This window comes from Amycolatopsis rubida (genome assembly GCF_900115345.1).
Taxonomy (GTDB): domain Bacteria; phylum Actinomycetota; class Actinomycetes; order Mycobacteriales; family Pseudonocardiaceae; genus Amycolatopsis; species Amycolatopsis rubida.
Genome location: NZ_FOWC01000004.1, coordinates 390,459 through 410,406 on the forward strand (window position 1 = coordinate 390,459; position 19,948 = coordinate 410,406).

Here is a 19,948-nt window from a genome sequence, read left to right on the forward strand (position 1 = left end):
TCACCCCGTGGTCGGGTGCCCGGTGAGGTCGAGGAAGGCTTCGTCGAGGGTCGGCCTGCGGAGCGCGAAGTCCGCCAGCGCGACGCCGCGTTCGTGCAACGCGCTCGCCGCCGCGGCGATTCCGCCGCTCTCGTCGAGCAGTTCGAGCGAGATGCTGCACCGGCGTTCGTCGACGACCGGGACGCCGACCGCGACCGGCGTCAGCGCCGCCACCGCGTCCGCGAGACCTTCGGGGTGGGCGACAGCGACTTCCAGCCGTTCCCGGCCGACCTTGCGCTTGAGTTCGTCCGCGGTTCCTTCCGCGACGCTCCGGCCCTTGTCGATGACCACGATCCGGTCGGCGAGGTAGTCGGCTTCTTCGAGGTACTGCGTGGTGAGCAGGACCGTCACGCCTTCGCTGACCAACTCGCGGACCATCGTCCACAAGCCCATGCGGCTCGCCGGGTCGAGTCCCGTGGTCGGTTCGTCCAGGAAGAGCACCGAGGGACGCGCCACGAGACAGGTCGCGAGGTCCAGCCGGCGACGCATTCCGCCGGAGTACGTCCCGACCGCCCGATCCGCCGCCTCGACGAGGTTGAACCGCTCCAGCAGTTCGCCGGCGCGGGCGCGTGCTCCTCGACGGCCGAGGTGCAGAAGACGGCCCAGCAGCACCAGGTTCTGTCTGCCAGTCAACAGTTCGTCGACGGCGGCGTACTGGCCCGCGAGGGCGATGTGCCGCTGGACCTGTTTGCGTTCCCGCACGATGTCGTGTCCGGCGACCAGCGCGCTCCCGCCGTCCGGCGGGAGCAGGGTCGCGAGCATCCGGACGGTCGTGGTCTTGCCCGCGCCGTTGGGGCCGAGCAAGCCCAGCACGGTGCCGGGCGGAACGGCGAGGTCGACGCCGGCGAGCGCTTCGTGGTCGCCGTAGCGTTTGCGCAGCCCTTCGGCTTCGATCGCGAGTTCTCCGTGCGGTGTCATGTCAGCCTGCTTCCCGGATGTTCTCGGGCGACAGATCGGTCCAGTGGCCCGAAATGTGCGCGAGGGCTTCTTCACGGCTGCTCTCCCCGAGCGAAACCCGCCAGCCGGACGGGATTTCCGCGAAGGACGGCCAAAGGCTGTACTGCTTGGCGTCGTTGACCAGGACGAGGAAAGCGCCGTTCTGGTCGTCAAACGGGTTTGTCATTGCGTACTCCGGATCGGTTAGGCGAGGCGGTAACGGCGGAAGCTCAGCAGGGTCGCCGCGGCGAAGAGCACGACCAGCGTCACCGCGACGACGACGCCGGGATGCTGGGCGGGGAACGAACTGTCCGCGGGCACCGGCACGCCCCACAGCTGGCGGCACAGCGTGGTGACGGAGCTGACCGGGTTCCACTCGGCGATCGGCCGGACCCACGACGGCAGCTGGCTGACCGCCATGAACGCGTTGGACAGGAAGGAGAGCCCGAGCGTCAGCACCGCGCCGACGCCGTCGATGGATTCGGGATTGCCCATGGACAGCCCGAGCAGCACGCCGACCCAGATCATCACGTAGAGAAAGAGCGCGAGCACGGCCAATCCGGCGAGCAGCGCGGGGAATCCGGCGTGCACGCGGCCGCCGACCGCCAGTCCGATCCCGGCGACGATCGCCAGCGCGACCAAGCCGACCAGCGCGTCGCCGATGGTGTGGCCGAACAGCACGGCGGGACGGGAGATCGGCAGGGAACGGAACCGGTCGGTCAGCCCGCCTTTGAGGTCCATCGCTACCGCGATCGCGGTCGGTGCGATGCCGGCGAGGCCCACCTGCATGAGCGCGGCCGGGAAGAGGAACTCCGGATAGCTGCCGCCGCCTTCGACGCTCACCGCGCCTTTGAAGACGTAGCCGATGGCCAGCATCGTGATCAGCGAATTCAACGTGATCGCGAGAAGCCGGCCGGGGACTTTGCGCAGGTGGGTCAGCCGGCGACCGGCCAGGGCGAGTGTTTCGACGGCCGCGGCCATTGCCCGTGGGGGCTCCGTCGGGGTGGTCATTGTGGTCACTGCGACTCCTCGTTGCTCGCCAGCGTTCCGGCCACCGCGGCACCGATCTCCGCCTGCGGCCTGGGGTCCATCAGGTATTCGTGACCGCACTCGATCCGGTGCGCCCGCACTGGGCCGGACACGTGCGGCGCCCAGCGGCCTGCTCGTTCGGCCACCTCGGCGTCGGTCAGGCCCTCGGCGGCGACGAACAGTTCGACCGCGCCGGTGAACCGCGCCGGACGGTACCGGTGGGCTAGCGCGGCGTTGTTGTCCATCACGGCGAGGACGCGCGCCATGCGTTCCTCTCCGATGTCGGCCAGTCGGCTGTCCCCCTGCCGCAGCACGGCGATGACGTCGGCGGGGGTCAGCTCGGCGCCGTCTTCGGTGTCGTGGAAACCGACGTGCTCCAGGAAGTCGACGAGCAGTTCGTGCCGGGACAGTGCGGCTTCGGTCCCGTCCTGCGGGTAACTGTCCAAGATGGACAGCAAGCCGACCGTTTCGCCTTCGGATTCCAGGCGTACGGCCAGTTCGAAGGCCAGCAAGCCGCCGTAGGACCAGCCGAGCAGGTGGTACGGGCCGTGCGGTTGGATGCGGCGGAGGTGTTTCAGGTAGTCCTCGGCGACCTGCTCGACCGAGTCCGGGAACTGTTCGGCGCCGCTGATTCCCGGCGATTGCAAGCCGTAGACCGGACGGTCCGGCAAGTGGGCGGCCAGGCCGAGGTAGGGCAGGCTCAGGCCGAGTCCGGCGTGCAGGCAGAACAGCGGCGGGTTCGTCCCGGTCGGACGGATCGGCAGCACCGGCGCGAACGGGTCCGGCGGGCCGGCGAGATCCGGTTCGGCTCGTTCGGCGAGTGCGGCCAGGCGTTCGACGCTGCCGTGCGTCAGGACGTCGGCGACCGTCAGCCGTAGTCCGGCTCGTCGGGCCAGCGCGACCAGGCGGACGGACTGCAGGCTGTTGCCGCCCAGTTCGAAGAAACCGGTCTGGGCGTCGACGTCGGCGATGCCGAGGGTTTCGGCGAAAGCAGTACGCAGCAGCTCGACGGCTTCGCTGGTGTCCTGACTGGTTTGTGCGGCGGGAGCGGGCAGGGCGGAGCGGTCCAGCGTGCCGTCCGGGGCGACTGGGATGGTGTCCAGTTCCGCGAAGGCGGTCGGGATCAGGTAGTCGGGCAGGTCAGCGGCCAGTGCCTCACGCAGGGCTAGCGGGTCGACGCCGCGCTCCCATTGCGGGACGACATAGGCGATCAGCGCATCGTCCTCAGCGATTACGGCGGCCGCGGCGACCGAGGGCTGCCGGTGCAAGGCGGATTCGATCTGCCCGAGCGGGATCGCGAAGCCGCGTACCTGGGCCTCGCGGATCACTTCGACGGTTCCGTCCAAGCGGGTGCGGGCGGGGAGGCCGGTGGACGCGCCAGCCAAGTACAGCTCTCCTCGGCCACCGCGAGGCACTGGCTGCTGGCTCTGGTCGAGGACGTTGGCGCGGCTGTGCGCGAACGGGCGTCCGTTGACCAGCGAGAGCCAGCCGGATGCCGCGGTGCCGTCACAGTTGAGTGCTCCGTCGAGGAATCTCTCGCCGAAGTTCAGCACCCGGGTGCCCGGACGCAGCGCCAGCATTTTCGCGATGCTCGGAGTCAGGACCACGACGCTCGGGTCCACCGACGAGGCCAGTTCCGCGATCTCGGCGGCGGGCGCGACAGTCACCACCGCGCCGACATGCAACGCGGCCAGCACGACCGGCAGCGCGAACTCGGTGTCCGGTGCCAGTACGCGGTCGCTGGCCGTGAGCGGCAATTCGGTCAGCAGGGCGGCGATCGTCGCGGCCAGGGCATCTCGGCTGAAGACCGCTTCTCCGCGATAGGCCAGCTCCGCCCCGGACAGCGACACCTCCAGGTCGGTGTCGGCGAATCCGGACACGTCCGCGGGGACTGTGCGGCGAGACGGCCCGCTCGGCGTCCAAGCTGCGCCGACGGCGAGGACGGCGAAGATCGCTGCCCAGCGATCGCGACCCGGCGGCAGGTCGACGGTCACCGTCTGCCCCGGCCCCGCGCCTTGCGCCTGCAAAGCCCGGGCCAGCCGGTTGGCTTGCTCGCGCAGACCGATGTCCCCCGGCACCAGCAAACCGTCGGGAACCTCGGCAGCAGGCACGGCCGAGGTGGCTCGTTCGGCAGGAGTGCGCAGGTCGATCCGGCTCAGCGGCTGCCCGGGGTCTTCGGCGGCGGCCGTCAGGAGGAGCGTCAGCCGGTCGACGAGCAACTGTGCGGCTTCCGCGGTGAACGCTTCGGCGTTGTATTCGAGCGTGCCTTCCAGACCGCGCTCGCCCTTGTGCTGGCCCAGCTGGAAGGTCAGGTCGAACTTGAACTTCTTGTGCGTCGGGGCGAGCATTTCGGGTCGCGCGGTGAGGCTGCCGAGGCTGACTTCGGACGGCGGGACGTCGTAGAAGGACAGCAGCACTCCGAACAACGGCTGCCGCGACATCGACCGTGCCGGTTGCGTCGCCTCCAGCAGCAGTTCGAAGGGCAGGTCCTGGTGGGCGTACGTGGTGAGGTCGGCGTCGCGGACTCGCGCGACCAGTTCGGTGAAGCGCGGGTCGCCGCTGGTGTCGGTGCGCAGGACGAGCGTGTTGACGAAGAAGCCGACGAGGTCGTGCACGGCTTCGTCCGGGCGTCCGGCGACCAGGCTGCCGAGCGGGATGTCGGTTCCCGCGCCCAGGCGGGTGAGCAGCGTGGCCAGCGCGGCCTGGACGACCATGAACAGACTCGCCCCTTGGTCGTGCGCGAGCCGTGCGAGGGCTTGATGCACGGTGGAGGGCAGCTCGAACTCGATGGTTCCGCCGCGGTATCCGCCGGAGGAACGGCGCGGCAGGTCGACCGGCAGCGCCAGCTCGCCGGGGATTCCGTCGAGTGCTTCCCGCCAGTGTTTCAGCAGGCGGGCGGATTCGCCGTCCTTGGTGTCGTCCAGCAGGCAGTGCTGCCAGACCGAGTAGTCCGCGTACTGGACGGGCAGTTCGGTCCACTGTGGACTGTCCCCGGACAACCGCGCTTCGTAAGCGGTGGCGAGGTCGAGGGCGAGCACGTCGACGGACCAAGCGTCTCCGGCGATGTGGTGCAGCACCAGCAAGAGGACGTGGTCGCCGTTGCTGCCGGGGCCGAACAGTTTGCTGCGCAACGGGAGGTCGACGGCCAGATCGAAGCCGCGGGCGACTTCCTCTGCCAGTGCGGCGGCGAGGTCCTCGGGCATCGGTGCGGTGCGCAGGGACTCCCCCGCGTCGAGGACGCGCTGGAACGGGACGCCGTCGGTGTCCGGGAAGACAGTGCGCAGGATTTCGTGGCGTGCGGTCAGATCGTCGACGGCTGCGGCGAGCGCCGAACGGTCCAGCTCTCCGGAAAGCCGCACGGCGAGGGGGATGGTGTATCCGCCGTGTTCGCCTTCGAGCCGGTTCAGGAACCACATGCGTTGTTGAGCGTAGGACAACGGCAGCGGATCGGGACGGTCCAGCTTGCGGAACGCCGCGCGTGCCTGGCCTGCCGACGCGAGCCGTCCGGCCAGTGCGGCGACGGTGCGCGCCTCGAACAGGTCCCGCAGCGGCAGTTCGACGTTCAGTTCCGACCGGATCCGGCTGACCAGCGCGGTGGCGAGGAGGGAATGGCCGCCGCGCTCGAAGAAGTCGTCGTCGATACCGGCTTCGGGCAACCCCAGCACCTCGGCGTAGAGCCGGGTCAGCTGTTCCTCGACGGGGGTGCGTGGGCCGCGTTTCTCCGGACCGGTCAGGTTTTCCGGGGCAGGCAGGGCTTTGCGGTCGACCTTGCCGTGCGCGGTGAGCGGGAGCCGGTCGAGTACGACGATCGCGCTCGGCACCATGTACGCGGGCAGCAGTTCGGCCAGCTGGGCCTGCAGGTCCTCGGGGCGGGCGGTTCCCGCGACATAGCCGACCAGGTGCCGGTTGGCCGCGTCGGAGCCTTGCACGACCGCTACCGCGTCGGTGACGGATTCCTGCGAGAGCAGACCGGCTTCGATTTCGCCGAGTTCGATGCGATGGCCGCGGATCTTGACCTGGAAGTCGCGTCGTTCCACGAATTCCAGCGCGCCATCGGCCCGGCAGACCACCCGGTCACCGGTGCGGTACATCCGGGTGCCCGGCTCGCCGAAGGGATCTGCCACGAACACCGAGCCCGTCTTGACCGGATCGCCGACGTAACCGCGTCCGACCACCAGCCCGCCGACGTACAGTTCGCCTGCGGCACCTGGCGGGACCGGGCGCAGCTCGTCGCCCAGCACGTACAGCCGGGTGTTCCGCACCGGCAGGCCGATCGGCACCCGCAGGCCCTGCGCATCGTCCACACTGGACAGCACGGCGTGCGTGACGTCGTCCGAGCACTCGGTCGGGCCGTAGGCGTTCACCATCGGGATGGCCGGGAAATACTCGAACCAGCGCACACACAGATCGGGCGGCAACGCTTCGCCGGTCACCACCAGCCACCGCAGACCGGTCAGGTCCGGCGGGCTGCCCGCGTCCCAGAAGTCCAACGCGGCCCGCAGCAACGACGGCACGACTTCCAGCACCGACATGCCCAAACCGAACAACGCGTCCGGATCCGCCGCTGTCTCGCGGCTGACTGCTCGGACTTGAGCGCCGGCCAGCAGCGGGGCCAGCATCTGCCACACCGAGACGTCGAACGTCAGCGGGGCGTTCTGCACCAGGATGTCCGACGGCTTCAACGCCAGGTCTTCCACCTTGGCCAGCAGGTGGTTGACCATCCCGAGGCGCGACACCATCGCGCCCTTGGGGCGGCCGGTGGAGCCGGAGGTGAAGATCAGGTACGCGACATCGTCGTCAGCACCGACGACCGGGGCCAACTCGGTGTCGACAGTTTGGTCCAGCTCGATGACCGCTACTGGCAGGCTGGCCGCAAGCTCCCGGAACTCCGGGGCCGCGATCACGCACGCCGCACCGCTGTCCTCCACCAAGCCTTGCAGCCGGGCGAGCGGCACGGTCGGATCCAGCGGCACGTAAGCACCGCCTGCGCCCAGAACGCCGAGAACCGCGGAGACGAAGCCGATCCCGGGACCGGCGAGCACCCCCGCCACCCGTCCCGGAGGCAACCGGCGGGAAAGCGCCGAAGCCAAGCCGACCAGGTCCGCATAGCTGACCGAACCGGAGTCGTCGACCACTGCGATCGCGTCGGGGGCCTGCGCGCGCACCCGTTCGACCACGCCCGTGCCGACCGGGCCAGTAGCGCCGAGCAGGAAGGTCTGCGCCGGTTCGGCCACCACGTCGATCCGGCCGAGCAGGCGGTCCGGGTCGTCGAGGACCGTGTCGAGCAGCGCCCGGAATTGCTGCGCCAGCTCGCGAACGCGGTCCTCGCCGAAGGCCTCGCGGAGGTAGTCGAAGCGGAAGGCGAGCGAGGCGTGCGGTTCCACCACGAGGCTGAGCGGGTAGTGCCGGGAGTCGAGCGTGACTGCGTCGACTACGCGGACGTCCTCGCCGAGCTTCACCAGCGGGCCGCCGTCGCCGGCTGGGACGTTCTCGAACACCACTGCGGTGTCGAAGAGTTCGCCGCTGTCCGGGATGGCTCCGCTCAACTGCGCTTGACCGATGTGCTGGTAGGACACCATCGAGGCTTGCTGATGGCCCAGTCCGGCGAGCAGTTCGCGGACCGGGCGGGCCGGGTCGAGGCGGGCCCGGACCGGCACGGTGTTCACGAACATGCCGACCATCGTTTCGACGCCCGGCAGTTCCGCGGGACGTCCGGAGGCCACTGCGCCGAAGACCACGTCCTGCTGCCCGGCCAAGCGGCCGACCAGAATCGCCCAGCAGGCTTGCACGATCGTGCTGACGGTCACCTCGTGTTCCCGTGCCCAGGCGTAGAGGTGCGCAGTGTCGCTTTCGGACAGTGCTAACTCGACAGTCGCGGGCAGGGCCGCGGCGGCGGGCAGATCTGGTGCGACGCGGGTCGGTCCGGGCAGCCCGTCAAGCAGGTCCTGCCAGGCTTTCCGTCCAGTCTCCTCGTCTTGGCGGGACAGCCAGGCGAGGTAGTCGCGCATCTGCGGCACCTCGGGCAGCGCGGTCCTCGCGCCGCCTGCGTAGAGCTGGGCCAGTTCGTCGATGAGGATGGGCACCGACCAGCCGTCGGTGGCGATGTGGTGTGCGCTCCACAGGAACCGATAGCGCTCGGCGGCGACCCGGATCAGCGTGAAGCGGACCAGCGGCGGGTACGCCAAGTCGAAACGGCGCAACCGGTCCTGTTCGACCAGTCGCCGCAGCTCCGCTTCGCGGTCCTCCTCCGGCAGGACGGTCAGGTCGATTTCGGTCCAGGGCAGCTCGACCGATTCCGCGACCAGCTGCACCGGTTCCCCGTTGCGGCGACGCCGGAAGTATCCGCGCAAGGCGGTGTGGCGGGTCAGCAGCGTGGCGCAGGCGTCCCGGACCGCGGCGGTGTCCAGCGGTCCTTCGAGGTCCGCGATCGCTTGCACGGCATAGAAATCGACTCCCTCGGCGTCCAGTTCGGCGTGGAAGAGCATGCCCTGCTGCAACGGCGCGAGCGGAAGCACTTCCTCGACCGGCCCCGCCCGCAGCTCGTCGAGTTCGCCCGGTTCGAGTTCGACCAGCGCGGCGGCGGGTTCCGCGGCGACATCGTCCCCGATCGGGACCGCGTTCTCCGCGATCGCCGCCGGGGTGCGGGCTTCCAGCAGATCGCGCGGGGTGATGACCAGCCCGGCCTTGCGCGCGCGGCTGACCACCTGGATCGAGCTGACGCTGTCGCCACCGAGCGCGAAGAAGTTGTCGTCGATGTAGACCTTCGGCACCGTCAGCACCTCGGCCAGCACGTCGCACAGGATCGCCTCGACGGCGTTGCGCGGCGACCGGCCGACCGCCTCGGCGGCGAAATCGGGCTCGGGCAGCGCGTCCCGGTCGACCTTGCCGTGGACGGTCAGCGGCATCGCGTCGAGCACGACCATCGCGGGCGGCACCAAATAGTCCGGCAGCCGCTGCTGCAGTTCGCTGCGCACGGACGGGATGTCGACCGGCTCCGTGCCGACCAGGTACGCAGCGAGCCGTTTGGCCCCGGAATCGTCGCGCACCACCACGACCGCGTCCGCGATCTCGGGCAGCTCGCGCAGGGTGGCTTCGATCTCGCCGAGTTCGATGCGGTGACCGCGGATCTTGACCTGGAAGTCGCGGCGCTCGATGAACTCCAGCGCCCCGTCGGAGCGGCGCACGACGCGGTCGCCGGTCCGGTACATCCGGGCGCCCGGCTCGCCGAACGGGTCCGCGACGAACACCGAACCCGTCTTGCCCGGGTCGCCCACGTAGCCGCGGCCGACCACCAGACCGCCGACATACAGCTCGCCGGCCGCGCCCGCCGGGACCGGCCGCAGCTCGTCGCTCAGGACGTACAGCCGGGTGTTCCGGACCGGGAGACCGATCGGCGTCCGCAGCCCACGCACATCGTCCACACTGGACAGAACCGCGTGGGTTACGTCGTCCGAACACTCCGTCGGACCGTAGGCGTTCACCAGAGGGATCTCCGGGAAGTACCCGAACCAGCGCACGCACAGGTCCGGCGGCAACGCTTCGCCGGTCACCACCAGCCACCGCAGACCGGCCAGCTCCGGCGGGCCGCCCGCGTCCCAGAAGTCCAACGCGGCCCGCAGCAACGACGGCACGACTTCCAGCACCGACATGCCCAAGCCGAACAGCGTCTCCGGATCCGCCGCGACCCGCCGGTCCACCACGCGGACCTGACCGCCGGCCACCAGCGGCGCGAGCATCTGCCACACCGACACGTCGAACGTCAGCGGCGCGTTCTGCACCACCACATCCGACTCGCCCAGCCCGAGGTCTTCCACCTTCGCCAGCAGGTGGTTCATCATCCCGAGCCGCGAAACCATCGCGCCCTTCGGACGGCCGGTCGAACCCGAGGTGAAGATCACGTACGCCACGTCGTCGTCCGCGCCGGCCACCGGTGCCAGCTCGGGGTCAACCGTCCCGTCCAGCTCCACGGCGGCCACCGGCAGCTCCGCCGCGACGTCCCGAAACTCCGGCGCCGCGACCACACAGGCCGCGCCGCTGTCCGCCACCAGATCGCGCAACCGCGCCAACGGCAGCGTCGGATCCAGCGGCACGTAAGCGCCACCAGCACCGAGCACGCCAAGAACCGCCGAGATGAAGCCGCTCCCCGGGCCAGCGAGCACGCCGACCACGCGTCCGGCAGGCAACCGCCGCGACAACGCCGAGGCCATCCCGACCAGGTCCGCATAGCTCACCGAACCGGCGGCATCGACCACCGCCACCGCGTCCGGAGCCTGCGCGCGCACCCGCTCCACCACACCCGCGCCCACCGAACCACTGGCGCCCAACCCGGCCGCGAGCAGTTCCTCGCGCTCCTGCGCATCGGCGACATCGATGTGTGCGAGCGGTGCCTCCGGATCGGCGCGCGCGAAGCGGTCCAGGAATCCGGCGAACCGGTACAGATGAGTGTCCACTCCGGACTTGTCGTAGAGGTCCGGGTTTCCGTTGAGATGCAGTTCGATCCCGCCGCCGGGCTCGTCGAGTACGGTGATCGACAGGTCGTTGGTGATCCCGGTGGACAGGTTCCGCACCCGGGTCACGCAGTCGCCCAGCCGCAGCCCGGGGTCCGCGGGCAGCACGTTGACGAAGGGGCCGCCGAACGGCCGCCGCTCGTCGCTGCGCACGCCGATGTCGCGGCGGATCTGGTTGACGTGGTACCGCTGGTGCTTGAGCGTGCGAGCGAGTTCGCGCGAAGCCTGCTTCAGCAGCAGCTGCGGCGTCATCGCGGGCGTGACCTGCATTTTCAACGGCAGGTAGTTCGCCATCATCCCCGGAATCGTCCGCGTCCGGACCCCCGCGCGGGCGGCGACCGGGACGGTCAGCATCAGGTCCTGGATCCCGGAAAGGCGCTCGGTGTAGGCGGCCATCGCGGCGAGCAGGAAGGTCGGCAGGGTCACCCCGGCCTGTGCCACCGCCTCGCGCGCGGCGGCGGCCGCGCCGGCAGGCAGGGCGAGCGTGCCGCGAAGGAATCCGCGCGCCGGCGCGGGTTCCTTGCCGGACAGGCTGATCAGGTCCGGGACCGTGCTGAAGTGGCTGCTCCAGAACTCGCGGTCACGCCCGAGGTGCGTCGAGCTTTGGTAGGCGAGTTCGGATTCCAGCAGGTCCCGGAACGGCGGCAGCGGACGGCCCTCGGGCGCCTTGCCGGTCCGCACGGCCGTGTACAGCTCGCCCATCCGGCGGTGGCAGATCGCGGCGCTGAACCCGTCGCCCACCAGGTGGTGAGTGGTGAGATACCAGAATCGCCGGCGCGGTCCGAGCGTGAGCAGCGCGGCACGGAACAGCGGGAAATCGCTGACCGAGAACGGCCGGGCCAGGTCCTCGTGCATCCAGGCGAGCGCGGCCGCCTCGGGATCCGGCTCGCCGGAAAGATCGAGGAAGCTGACCGGCAGCTCGGTCAGCGGCTCGACCACCTGGCGCGGTTCGCCCTCGACCTCGAAAAAGCGCGCGCGGAAGCATTCGGCCTCGTCGGTGAGCAGGCGGAACGCCTCGACGAACACGGCCACGTCCAGGTCGCCGGAGATGTCCAGGTAGTCGGCCATCGCGTAGGCCAGGCCGCCTCCGGACAGCTGCTCGTCGAACCAGACGTCGGTCTGGGCCGTGGACAGGGGCAGACTGGTCTCGACAGCAGTCATCGCGGCACCTCGGAAAGTCGGTCGGTGGTCTGCCCGGGCACGCGGCCGAGCGCGTCGGCGGCCCAGTGGTCCCGGTAGACGGTGTCCAGGTAGTGGTCGCCCAGATCCGGCGAGATGGCCACCGCGGTCAGGTCGCGATCCTCGCGGGCGAGCCAGGAAAGCGCTCCGGCGACGACGGTGCCGGTCGAGCCGCCGAACAGGAACCCGTGCCCCACCAGCGTCCGGCACATCTGCACGGTTTCGGTTTCCTCGACGTGCACCACATCGTCCACTAAGGACTCGTCGAGCAGCGCCGGGCGGATCGCGGAGCCGAGCCCGGGAATCTGCCTCGGCCCGGGCGGACCGCCGAAGCTCACCGAGCCGACGCTGTCCACCGCGACCACGCGGATCGACCGGCGCGCCTCGCGCAGGTACCGGGCGCAGCCCATCAGCGTCCCGGCGGTGCCGGTGCCGACGAACAGCACGTCGAGGCCGGGGAACATGCGCAGGATCTCCGGGCCGGTGGTCCGGTAGTGCGCGGTCCAGTTGCCCGGGTTGGTGTGCTGGTCGAGCCAGACGTAATCCTCGTGCTCCGCGCAGAGACTCTCCACCAGCCGCTGCCGCGCGCCGACCAGTCCGTCGACCGGATGCGGTTCGGTCAGCACGTGGACCTCGGCGCCGTAGTTCTGCATCAGCTGCCGCGCGGACAGCGTGCAGTGGTCGTCGGTGACGCAGATGAACCGGTACCCCCGGCTGGCCGCGACCATCGCGAGCGCGACGCCGATGTTGCCGGACGAGCTCTCGACGATCGTCTGCCCGGGGCGCAGCACGGCGTCCCGTTCGGCGCGCTCGACGATCTCCAGCGCGGCCTTGAGCTTGATCGACCCGGCGAAGTTGAACCCCTCGCACTTGACGAACAAGTCCCGGCCGACGAACCGGCGCAGGTCGACATAGAGATCCGGGACGGTGAACTCCTGGGGGGCGGATATCACCCGCACGGCAAACCTCCGGTGCCCGAGGGGGCGCTCAGCGCCGGGAACGACTCGCCATGGCCGACTTTGCCTGCGAGCAGCCCGGTGAAGACAATGAGTTTCTGGATGTTCGCGGCGCCTTCCATGAATTCGACGCCGCGTGCGTCGCGAACAAGCTTGTCCAGCAAGGGATGCCTCCAGCGCGCGCTCGGCCCGAAGAACCGGCAGGCCGCCCTGGTCACGTCCTCGGCGAGCCGGCTCGCTTCGGCTTTGGCGGACGACGCGAGGTGCCCGCCGCGGCTGCCGCCCGCGTCCACCTCCATCGCCGCGAGGTGCACCAGGTTCCGGACGCTCTCGATCCGGTAGCCCAGCTGATCCCATTCGGCGGCCACGCCGCCGGTGCGCAGGCCGCCTTCGGCCCGGACATACTCGTGCGCCGCTCGCGCGATGCCGACCGCGATCGCCGCGACGCCGGGGCGGAGACGGTTGAACGTCAGCGTGGCGGCCCACATTCCGCGCCGGGCCGGGGAAAGCTGACGGCCCAGCACCCGGTTCGCGGGGACCCGCACGTTGTCGAACTCGAGGGCGCAGAACCGTGCGCCGCGCAATCCGAGCATGTCCAGCGGTTCGGCGTGGAAACCGGGGGAAGCGGTGTCCACAAGGACCGCCCGGACGCCGAGCGGGCCGGGTGCGGCGCGGGCGAAGACGACGCCCATGCCCGCGCGGGAAGCGTTGCCGACATACCGTTTCCGGCCGTTGAGAACGAAGTCTCCGTCCGGTCCCGGAGTCAGGCTCGTGGTGAGCGCGTTCGCGTCGGAACCGGCGTCGGGTTCGGTGAGCGCGAAGAAAGTCCACGTCGGACGGTCGACGAGCCTGCCGTAGAACCAGGCTTTCTGCTCGTCGTCGCCGAGCACGTCGAGCAGCACGCCGGACATGGACGCGCCCGGTGCGGCGAGCGTCGCGCCCGCGTCGCCCCGGGCGAACTCCTCCAGCAGCACCGTCCGTTCCAGCGCGGTCATCCCGTGGAACCGGTGCCCGGCGACGGTGATGCCCTCCGCCCCGTACTCCCCCGGGACCAGCAGCTGCGCCATGCAGCGCACCGCGGGCAGATCGGCGAACTGGGCGATGGCCCCGGGATCGCGGTCGAGCACCGCACCGGCGGCGCGGAGGCCGCTCGCCCATTCGGCGGCGAGCTCCCGCAGCGCCAGCAACGATTCGGTCAGCACAGTGCCCGTCACGTCATCCCCTCGGCCATTTCGTGGACGCTCGCGAGCAGCTCCGAGACGTCGGCGACCTCACCCGGTCCGCCGGCGAGAAAACCCTTCGCCCCCAGCAGCCCGAGCAGTTTCCGGTCCACATCGGACAGCAGCTGGTGCAGATACCGCGCCCGCGCGGGAGCCGTACTCCCGTCCGCCAGCAGATCGGCTTCGACGGCCAGCTGGCCGTTGAGCGCCGTGGCGAGGCAGTCCTGGATCATCTGCTTGCGCAGCAACGACTCTTCCCCCGAACGTCGCTCGCCCAGGTACCGAAGACATTCGTCGAGCAGTCCCTGGGAAAGCCCCAGCCGCACCCACACCAGGTCCGGACCCGCGGGCGCGCCCGGCAGGCCGCGGGCGAAGGCGACCGCGCCGCCGGGAAGATCGGCTTCCCGCAGGATCTCCGTCCCGGCGGGCAGCTCTCCCGCCGGGACAGCCGCGACCGCATCGTTTCGGCGCCTCGTCCGCAGCAGCTTGAGCGCGGGCGCGACGCCCTGCTCCCGGGCGACGCGTCGACACTCCTGCCACCGGGCCGGGTCAGGCACGGATTTCCGCGATGACGAACGCGGCGAGCGAACGCACCGATTCGAAGTGCTGCATCTCCAGGTTCTCGGTGTCGAACTCGATGCCGAAGGTGTCCTCAAGCTGCATCAGCAATTCCAGCACGCCGGTCGAATCGAGGCCGGCGTCGGACAGCCGGGTGTCCTCGGACAGGTCGGCGACGTCCCGTTCGAGCACCGCGCTCAGCGCGCCGGTGATGCCTTCGACGACCCGGTCCTCGGTCAGGGTCTGCGTGGTCTCAGTCATGGCTCTCCTTCTCCTTACACAGGGTTCAGCGCGCCGTCGGAGCGAATCCGCGGGCGTCGCGGCGGGCCTGGCCGCGGGAAATCCGCAGCGGATCCCAGTCGTGGCCGCGGTCGGGCAACAGGGCGCGGTCGGCGAAAACCGCGCCTTCGTACGCTTCGGCCAGCACCGGCCGGTCGAGAATCGCTTCGGCGCACTGCGCACCGCCGACCGCGGCTCCGACGACTCCCCCGCCATGGACGTCCTGTCCGGCGACGAACAGCCCTTCGACCGCGGTCCGCACGTCCGGCCGTCGTCCGTGCGGACCCCAGGACTGGAGTCCGTACGCGGCTCCGCCGGTGGCGAGCGTGTAGCGCTCCTGCGTGAGCGGGGTGGCCGATTCGAGGTAGACGATGCGATCCCGGAACGGGCCGAGCACCTCCTCGGCGCGCTCTAGCAGGCAGGCGGCGAGTTTCTCTTTGGCCGCGCGGTATTCGGCCACCCGCCGGTAGCGGAGCCCGGACGCCGGGCCATCGGTTACGCCCCACTGCGCATAGCCGGGCGGACACGCGGTCATGATCTGAAGATTCGTGTGTCCGGGCGGGCAGACCGCGGTGTTGCCGGGGTCCTTGTGCGACGCGGACGAGATGAACACGAACGGCAGCTCGTCGAACTGGCCCGCTTCGGTTCGGGCGTAAGCACTTTCGACGTCACCGCTCGGCCAGTACCAGATGTTGGCCTCGGACGCTTCGGGCAGTTCCGCGGCCACCACCGCATAACTGGTGACCAGCGGCAGCCGCATGACCGCGTCCTCGGTGCGGCGGACGACGCCTTCGGGGAGGTTTTCCCGGCCACCGCACAACTCCAGCACGGTGCGCCGATAGTCCGCATTGGACACCACCAGCGGCGCGCGCAGCACGTCTCCACCGGTCAGCTCCACACCGGCCGCGCGACCGTCCTCGATCAGGATCCGCGCGGCGCGGGCTTTGGTGCGCAGCTGCCCGCCGTGCGTTTCGAGCTGCTCCACCAGCGCGGCCGCCAGCATCTGGCCGCCGCCGACCGGGTAGTACGCGCCGCCGGTCAGGTAGTCGTCGAGCATGCGAATGTGCGCCGCGACAACGGTGTTCGCCGGCGACGAAGCATAGTTGCCGGACTGCGCGGCCAGCACCGTGCGAGCGGCCGCAGACAGTCCACAATGGTCAAACAGGCGGCTCAGGCCGCGGCGGCTCCAGCGCACCACCGCGGGCGAGCCGCCCAACACCGGCTGAGCACTCGCGGAATACCGAGCCGACGCGGCGATCTCGCCGCAGATCGCCAGGTACTCCTGAAGCGCCGCGGCCTCCGCGGGGAAGGTCGCGAGCAGCCGGTCCCCGTACCGGGACCAGCCTTCCGGCACGTCGAAGCGCACGCCCGGCAGCACGATCCGGTCGAAGCCGTCCGGGTCGAGCCTGCGGAACCGCACCCGGTCGCCGACGCCGAGCCCGGCCAGCAGCGACGGGAGCAGCCCGCCGGGCCCGCAGTCGCCGAGGTAGTGCACGCCGATGTCGAACTCGTAGGAGCGCCGCCGCCGGAACATGTGGCAGTTGCCGCCCGCCACGTCGTGCTGTTCGAGCACCAGGACCCGGCGGCCGAAGGCGGCGAGGTAGCCGGCGCAGACGAGGCCGCCGATCCCGGACCCGATCACGATCGCGTCCCAGGAAGAGCTTCCCGCCTCGTTCGGACTCATGCCGGTGACGCTACGGCGGGGCGGTGACCCCGGGCTGACCGCGCGCTGACAGCTGGGGGCAGTCAGCGGCAGGCGGTCGCCCGGGGGTCACCTATTCAGGAGAGAGCATGGCGATCGAGGTCTTGCCGCGCACCGCGAGCCAGGTCGGGAAGAGCGTGGCGACCATGCTTACCACGACCGCGAGCAAGACCACCACCGCATAAATCCACAATGGACCATACGGCAGCCAGCTGTCGGACACGGCCTGGCTGAACGGGACCAGCATCGCGAGCGAGACGGCGGTGCCGAGGACCACGCCGATGACCGCGACGACCATCCCCTCCACGGCCATCACCCCGAGCACCTGGCCCCGGCTCGACCCGGCCAGCCGTTGCAGGCCGAACTCGCGCCGCCGGTGCGCGGTCGAGAGCACGAGCGTGTTCACCACCGAGATCGCCGCGTAGAGCAGGATCATGCCGACCACGAGGTAGTTGACCCAGGCGTTCGCTTCCTGTTCCTGCACGAACTTGGCGGTGAGCGTGTCCCGGTTCGCGACCTGCACTCCCGGCGAAGCCTGCGCCATCCCGTCCAGCGTGCTCATCAGCTGCGAGACGCTCGTGCCCGCCGCCGCGGTGACGAGCACCTGCGACGCGATCCCGTCGGTCGTGTGCGGGGCCAGCGTGGCCGCGGGCAGCATCGCCGTGGCGAAATCCGGCGCGGCCCGCAGTGTCGCCACCACCCGCAACCGCACCTGCGCGCCGTCGCCGAGCCGCAGCCCGATCTCGTCGCCGAGCTTGACGTGCAGCCGAGTCGCGTTGTCGACCGGAAGCGCGATGGTATTGCCCTGCAACGCGTCCAGCGAGCCGGTAGCGACCTCGGACGCCCGGGTCTTCGCGACCGCGTCGCCGGTGACTCCCGTCAGCGCGAGCCCGTCCTCGTCCTGGCTCGAATCGGACGGCTTCTCGTTGTAGCCCTTGCTGGTCACGTACGCCGAAGCGGTGCCGACCCCGGGCAGCGACCGGACCTTGTCGAGCAACCCGGTGCCGACGTCGCCGGTCGACGAAGTGACGACCGCGTCCGCCGAGAGGTTCGACGCGTACTTCTGCTTCGCCGATTCCACCTGCGTGGTCTGGAAGTAGAGCATGAACACCGCCAGCGTCGTGGCGAGCATGACCGGCACGACCGCCCCGGACATCGGCAGCCACCGCACCCGGGCGTTGGCCATCGCGAGATAGCCGGACAGCCCGCTCACCGCCCGCACCGGAACCCGCAGCACCGCGACCATCCCCCGGGTGATCCCCGGCGCGAAGAGCGCGACCGCCGCCGCGACGAGCGTGACCGCCGGACCGGCCGTACTGGCCGCGAGCGGTCCGTCCATCACGGTGATCGTCAGATACGCCAGCGCCACGCCGCCGATCAGGCTGCCGATGCCCCACCAGAGCCGGAACGACGTCAGCCAGCGCTTCGGCGAGACCAGTTCCTGCATCGCCTCCACCGGACGGGTCCGCCCGGCGTACCGCGCCGCGACGAACCCCGCGCCCCACGCGGACAGCAGGCCGACGAGAACGCCGGCGGCGGTCGGGATCCAGTCCTGGTGATACGCCAGCACCGGTTCGAAGACGCCGAACCCGGACAACCGGTCGAACAGCCAGTTCCCCAGCAGTTCGCCGGGGAAAGCGGCCAGCACGGTCGCGAGGACCCCGATCACCATCGACTCCGCGGTGATCATGCGGCTGACCTGTTTGGGCGTCGCGCCGACCGCGCGCAGCAACGCGACCTCGCGCCGCCGCTGCTGCACCGACAGCCCCAGCGTGCTGGCCACCACGAACAACGCGACCTGCACAGCGAGCCCGCCGAACACCGCGGCCAGGATCACCAGGATTTCGCCGCCGTCGCTCGCCTGCGCGAACTCGGCCGTCCCGCGCGCCACGCCGGTGAGCGCGACCGCGTGCTGGTCCCGGACCACGTTCGCGATCTGGGTGCTCAACGCGGCCGGATCCGTGCCCGCGGCGGGAAGCACGCCGAACGCGTCGACCTGCCCGGGCGCGGGCGCCAGCGCGAGAGCGTCTTCGTGGGAGAAGAACACCGCGTCGGAAGCCATTTTCCCGCCCGCGACAGCGATTCCCACTACTTGGAAGGACCGGACACCACCGCGCACGGCGATCTGCACCGAACCGCCCGAGGCGACCCCGGTGGCCGCGGCCGTCGCCTGGTCGAGCACGACTTCGCCGCCGCGCTGCGGAGCCCGGCCGTCGGTGAGCGAATACGGGGCCAGCTCGGCAGTCGCCCAGTCGTGCCCCAACGCCGTGCCGCGTACCAGCTTCACGTCGGGATCCGCGGGCAGCGTCGCCGGGATCGACACGTCGGGAATGACCTTCGCGACGCCGGGAACGGCCGCGATCTTGGCCCCGAGCGACGCGTCAAGGCGCACCCGTTCGGGCAGGGTCGCGGATTCGTGGTCCTCGTCCTCGGTGCCCGGGTTCGTCGGCGGCAGGTCGTAGTGCTGGTCGCCCGCGACGACCACCGGGGCCTCGGCCAGCCGCTGCGGCGGCACCCGCGGCGAGACGCCGGTCTGCATGAGCCCGCCGCACGCCATCACGATCGCGGTTCCGACGAGCAGCGCGACGAACGTCGCGGTGAATCCGGCCTTGCGGAACCGGAGCGTGCTCAGGGCAAGGCGCAGCATCAGCGCACCGTCCCGACAGTGTTCCGGCCGTCGCGGCCGAGCCGCGTCGTACGCGAGCTCAACGCGGTCAGGCCGCGCGCGACCTCGTCCGCGGTCGGTTCGTGCAACTCGCCGGCGAACTGCCCGTCGGCGAGGAACAGCACCCGGTCGGCGTAGGAGGCGGCGACCGGATCGTGCGTCACCATCACGATGGTCTGCCCTTCGACCCGCACCGCGGTGCGCAGCAGGTCCAGGATCTCGCTCGCCGACGTCGTGTCCAGCGCGCCGGTCGGCTCGTCGGCGAAGGTCACGTGCGGGCGGCTGACCAGCGCGCGGGCGATCGCCACGCGCTGCTGTTGACCACCGGACAATTCACCGGGGCGGTGCCCGCGCCGTCCGCCGAGCCCGACCTGCTCGATGATCCGGTTCACCAGCGCCGGGTCGGCCCGTTTGCCCGCCAGCCGCAGCGGAAGCGTGACGTTGTCGACCACGTCGAGCGACGGCAGCAGGTTGAACTGCTGGAAAATGAACCCGATGTGGTCACGGCGCATCCGGGTCAGCTGCGCCTCGTCGAGCCTGCCGAGATCCTGGTCGGCCAGCACGACCGTGCCCGAATCCGGCTGGTCGAGCCCGGCCGCGCAGTGCAGCAGCGTGCTCTTGCCCGAACCGGACGGTCCCATCACCGCGGTGAAACTGCCGCGGGCGAACGAAACCGAAATCCCGTCGAGTGCGACGACGCGGGCCCGGTTCCCTCCGTAGAGCTTGGTGACGGAGCGGAGTGTCACCGCATCCGTGCTTGGCTGTCCGGACTGGTACATCGGTCACTCTCCCAGGCGCGTCGGGTACAGCGAAAACCTACGAGCGACGAGCGCCGATTCCGATGGTGCTAGCTCTTCGATCCGGACTGGTCCTAGCAC

The 19,948-nt window shown here is 70.4% G+C and carries 11 protein-coding genes; all 11 read right to left on the reverse strand.

Annotated features, from left to right (window positions below):
• The gene (locus BM362_RS19435; RefSeq protein WP_067591362.1) at positions 1-957 is read right to left on the reverse strand and encodes an ATP-binding cassette domain-containing protein; all 957 of its coding nucleotides are present in this window, start codon (positions 955-957) and stop codon (positions 1-3) included.
• 1 nt (position 958) lies between these two features.
• On the reverse strand, positions 959-1,162 hold the full coding sequence (locus BM362_RS19440; protein ID WP_067591365.1) for an MbtH family protein: 204 nt from the start codon (positions 1,160-1,162) through the stop codon (positions 959-961).
• A 17-nt stretch (positions 1,163-1,179) separates the two neighbouring features.
• Positions 1,180-1,986, reverse strand: a complete 807-nt coding sequence (locus tag BM362_RS19445; protein ID WP_067591368.1) for an ABC transporter permease — start codon at positions 1,984-1,986, stop codon at positions 1,180-1,182.
• Positions 1,987-1,991: 5 nt separating this feature from the next.
• Positions 1,992-11,672 (reverse strand): non-ribosomal peptide synthetase, encoded by a 9,681-nt coding sequence (locus tag BM362_RS19450; RefSeq protein WP_093574088.1) that lies wholly within the window; start codon positions 11,670-11,672, stop codon positions 1,992-1,994.
• Positions 11,669-12,649, reverse strand: coding sequence for a 2,3-diaminopropionate biosynthesis protein SbnA (gene sbnA, locus BM362_RS19455; protein WP_093574089.1), 981 nt, complete (start codon positions 12,647-12,649; stop codon positions 11,669-11,671). Before sbnA ends, BM362_RS19450 begins: the two co-directional genes overlap by 4 nt.
• Positions 12,640-13,860 carry an acyl-CoA dehydrogenase family protein gene (locus BM362_RS19460; RefSeq protein WP_093574090.1) on the reverse strand — a complete coding sequence of 407 codons (1,221 nt, stop codon included), beginning with the start codon at positions 13,858-13,860 and terminating at the stop codon, positions 12,640-12,642. Before BM362_RS19460 ends, sbnA begins: the two co-directional genes overlap by 10 nt.
• A complete protein-coding gene (locus BM362_RS19465) occupies positions 13,857-14,423 on the reverse strand; it encodes a hypothetical protein (RefSeq protein ID WP_093574091.1) in 567 nt (188 codons plus the stop codon). The genes BM362_RS19460 and BM362_RS19465 overlap by 4 nt, the downstream gene beginning before the upstream one ends.
• A complete protein-coding gene (locus tag BM362_RS19470) occupies positions 14,416-14,685 on the reverse strand; it encodes an acyl carrier protein (RefSeq protein WP_093574092.1) in 270 nt (89 codons plus the stop codon). The genes BM362_RS19465 and BM362_RS19470 overlap by 8 nt, the downstream gene beginning before the upstream one ends.
• Before the next feature lie 25 nt (positions 14,686-14,710).
• The gene (locus BM362_RS19475; RefSeq protein WP_093574093.1) at positions 14,711-16,387 is read right to left on the reverse strand and encodes a phytoene desaturase family protein; all 1,677 of its coding nucleotides are present in this window, start codon (positions 16,385-16,387) and stop codon (positions 14,711-14,713) included.
• Between the two features lie 91 nt (positions 16,388-16,478).
• On the reverse strand, positions 16,479-19,052 hold the full coding sequence (locus tag BM362_RS19480; protein WP_067591386.1) for an ABC transporter permease: 2,574 nt from the start codon (positions 19,050-19,052) through the stop codon (positions 16,479-16,481).
• The gene (locus BM362_RS19485) at positions 19,052-19,849 is read right to left on the reverse strand and encodes an ABC transporter ATP-binding protein (RefSeq protein WP_067591389.1); all 798 of its coding nucleotides are present in this window, start codon (positions 19,847-19,849) and stop codon (positions 19,052-19,054) included. Before BM362_RS19485 ends, BM362_RS19480 begins: the two co-directional genes overlap by 1 nt.
• Between the last annotated feature and the right edge of the window lie 99 nt (positions 19,850-19,948).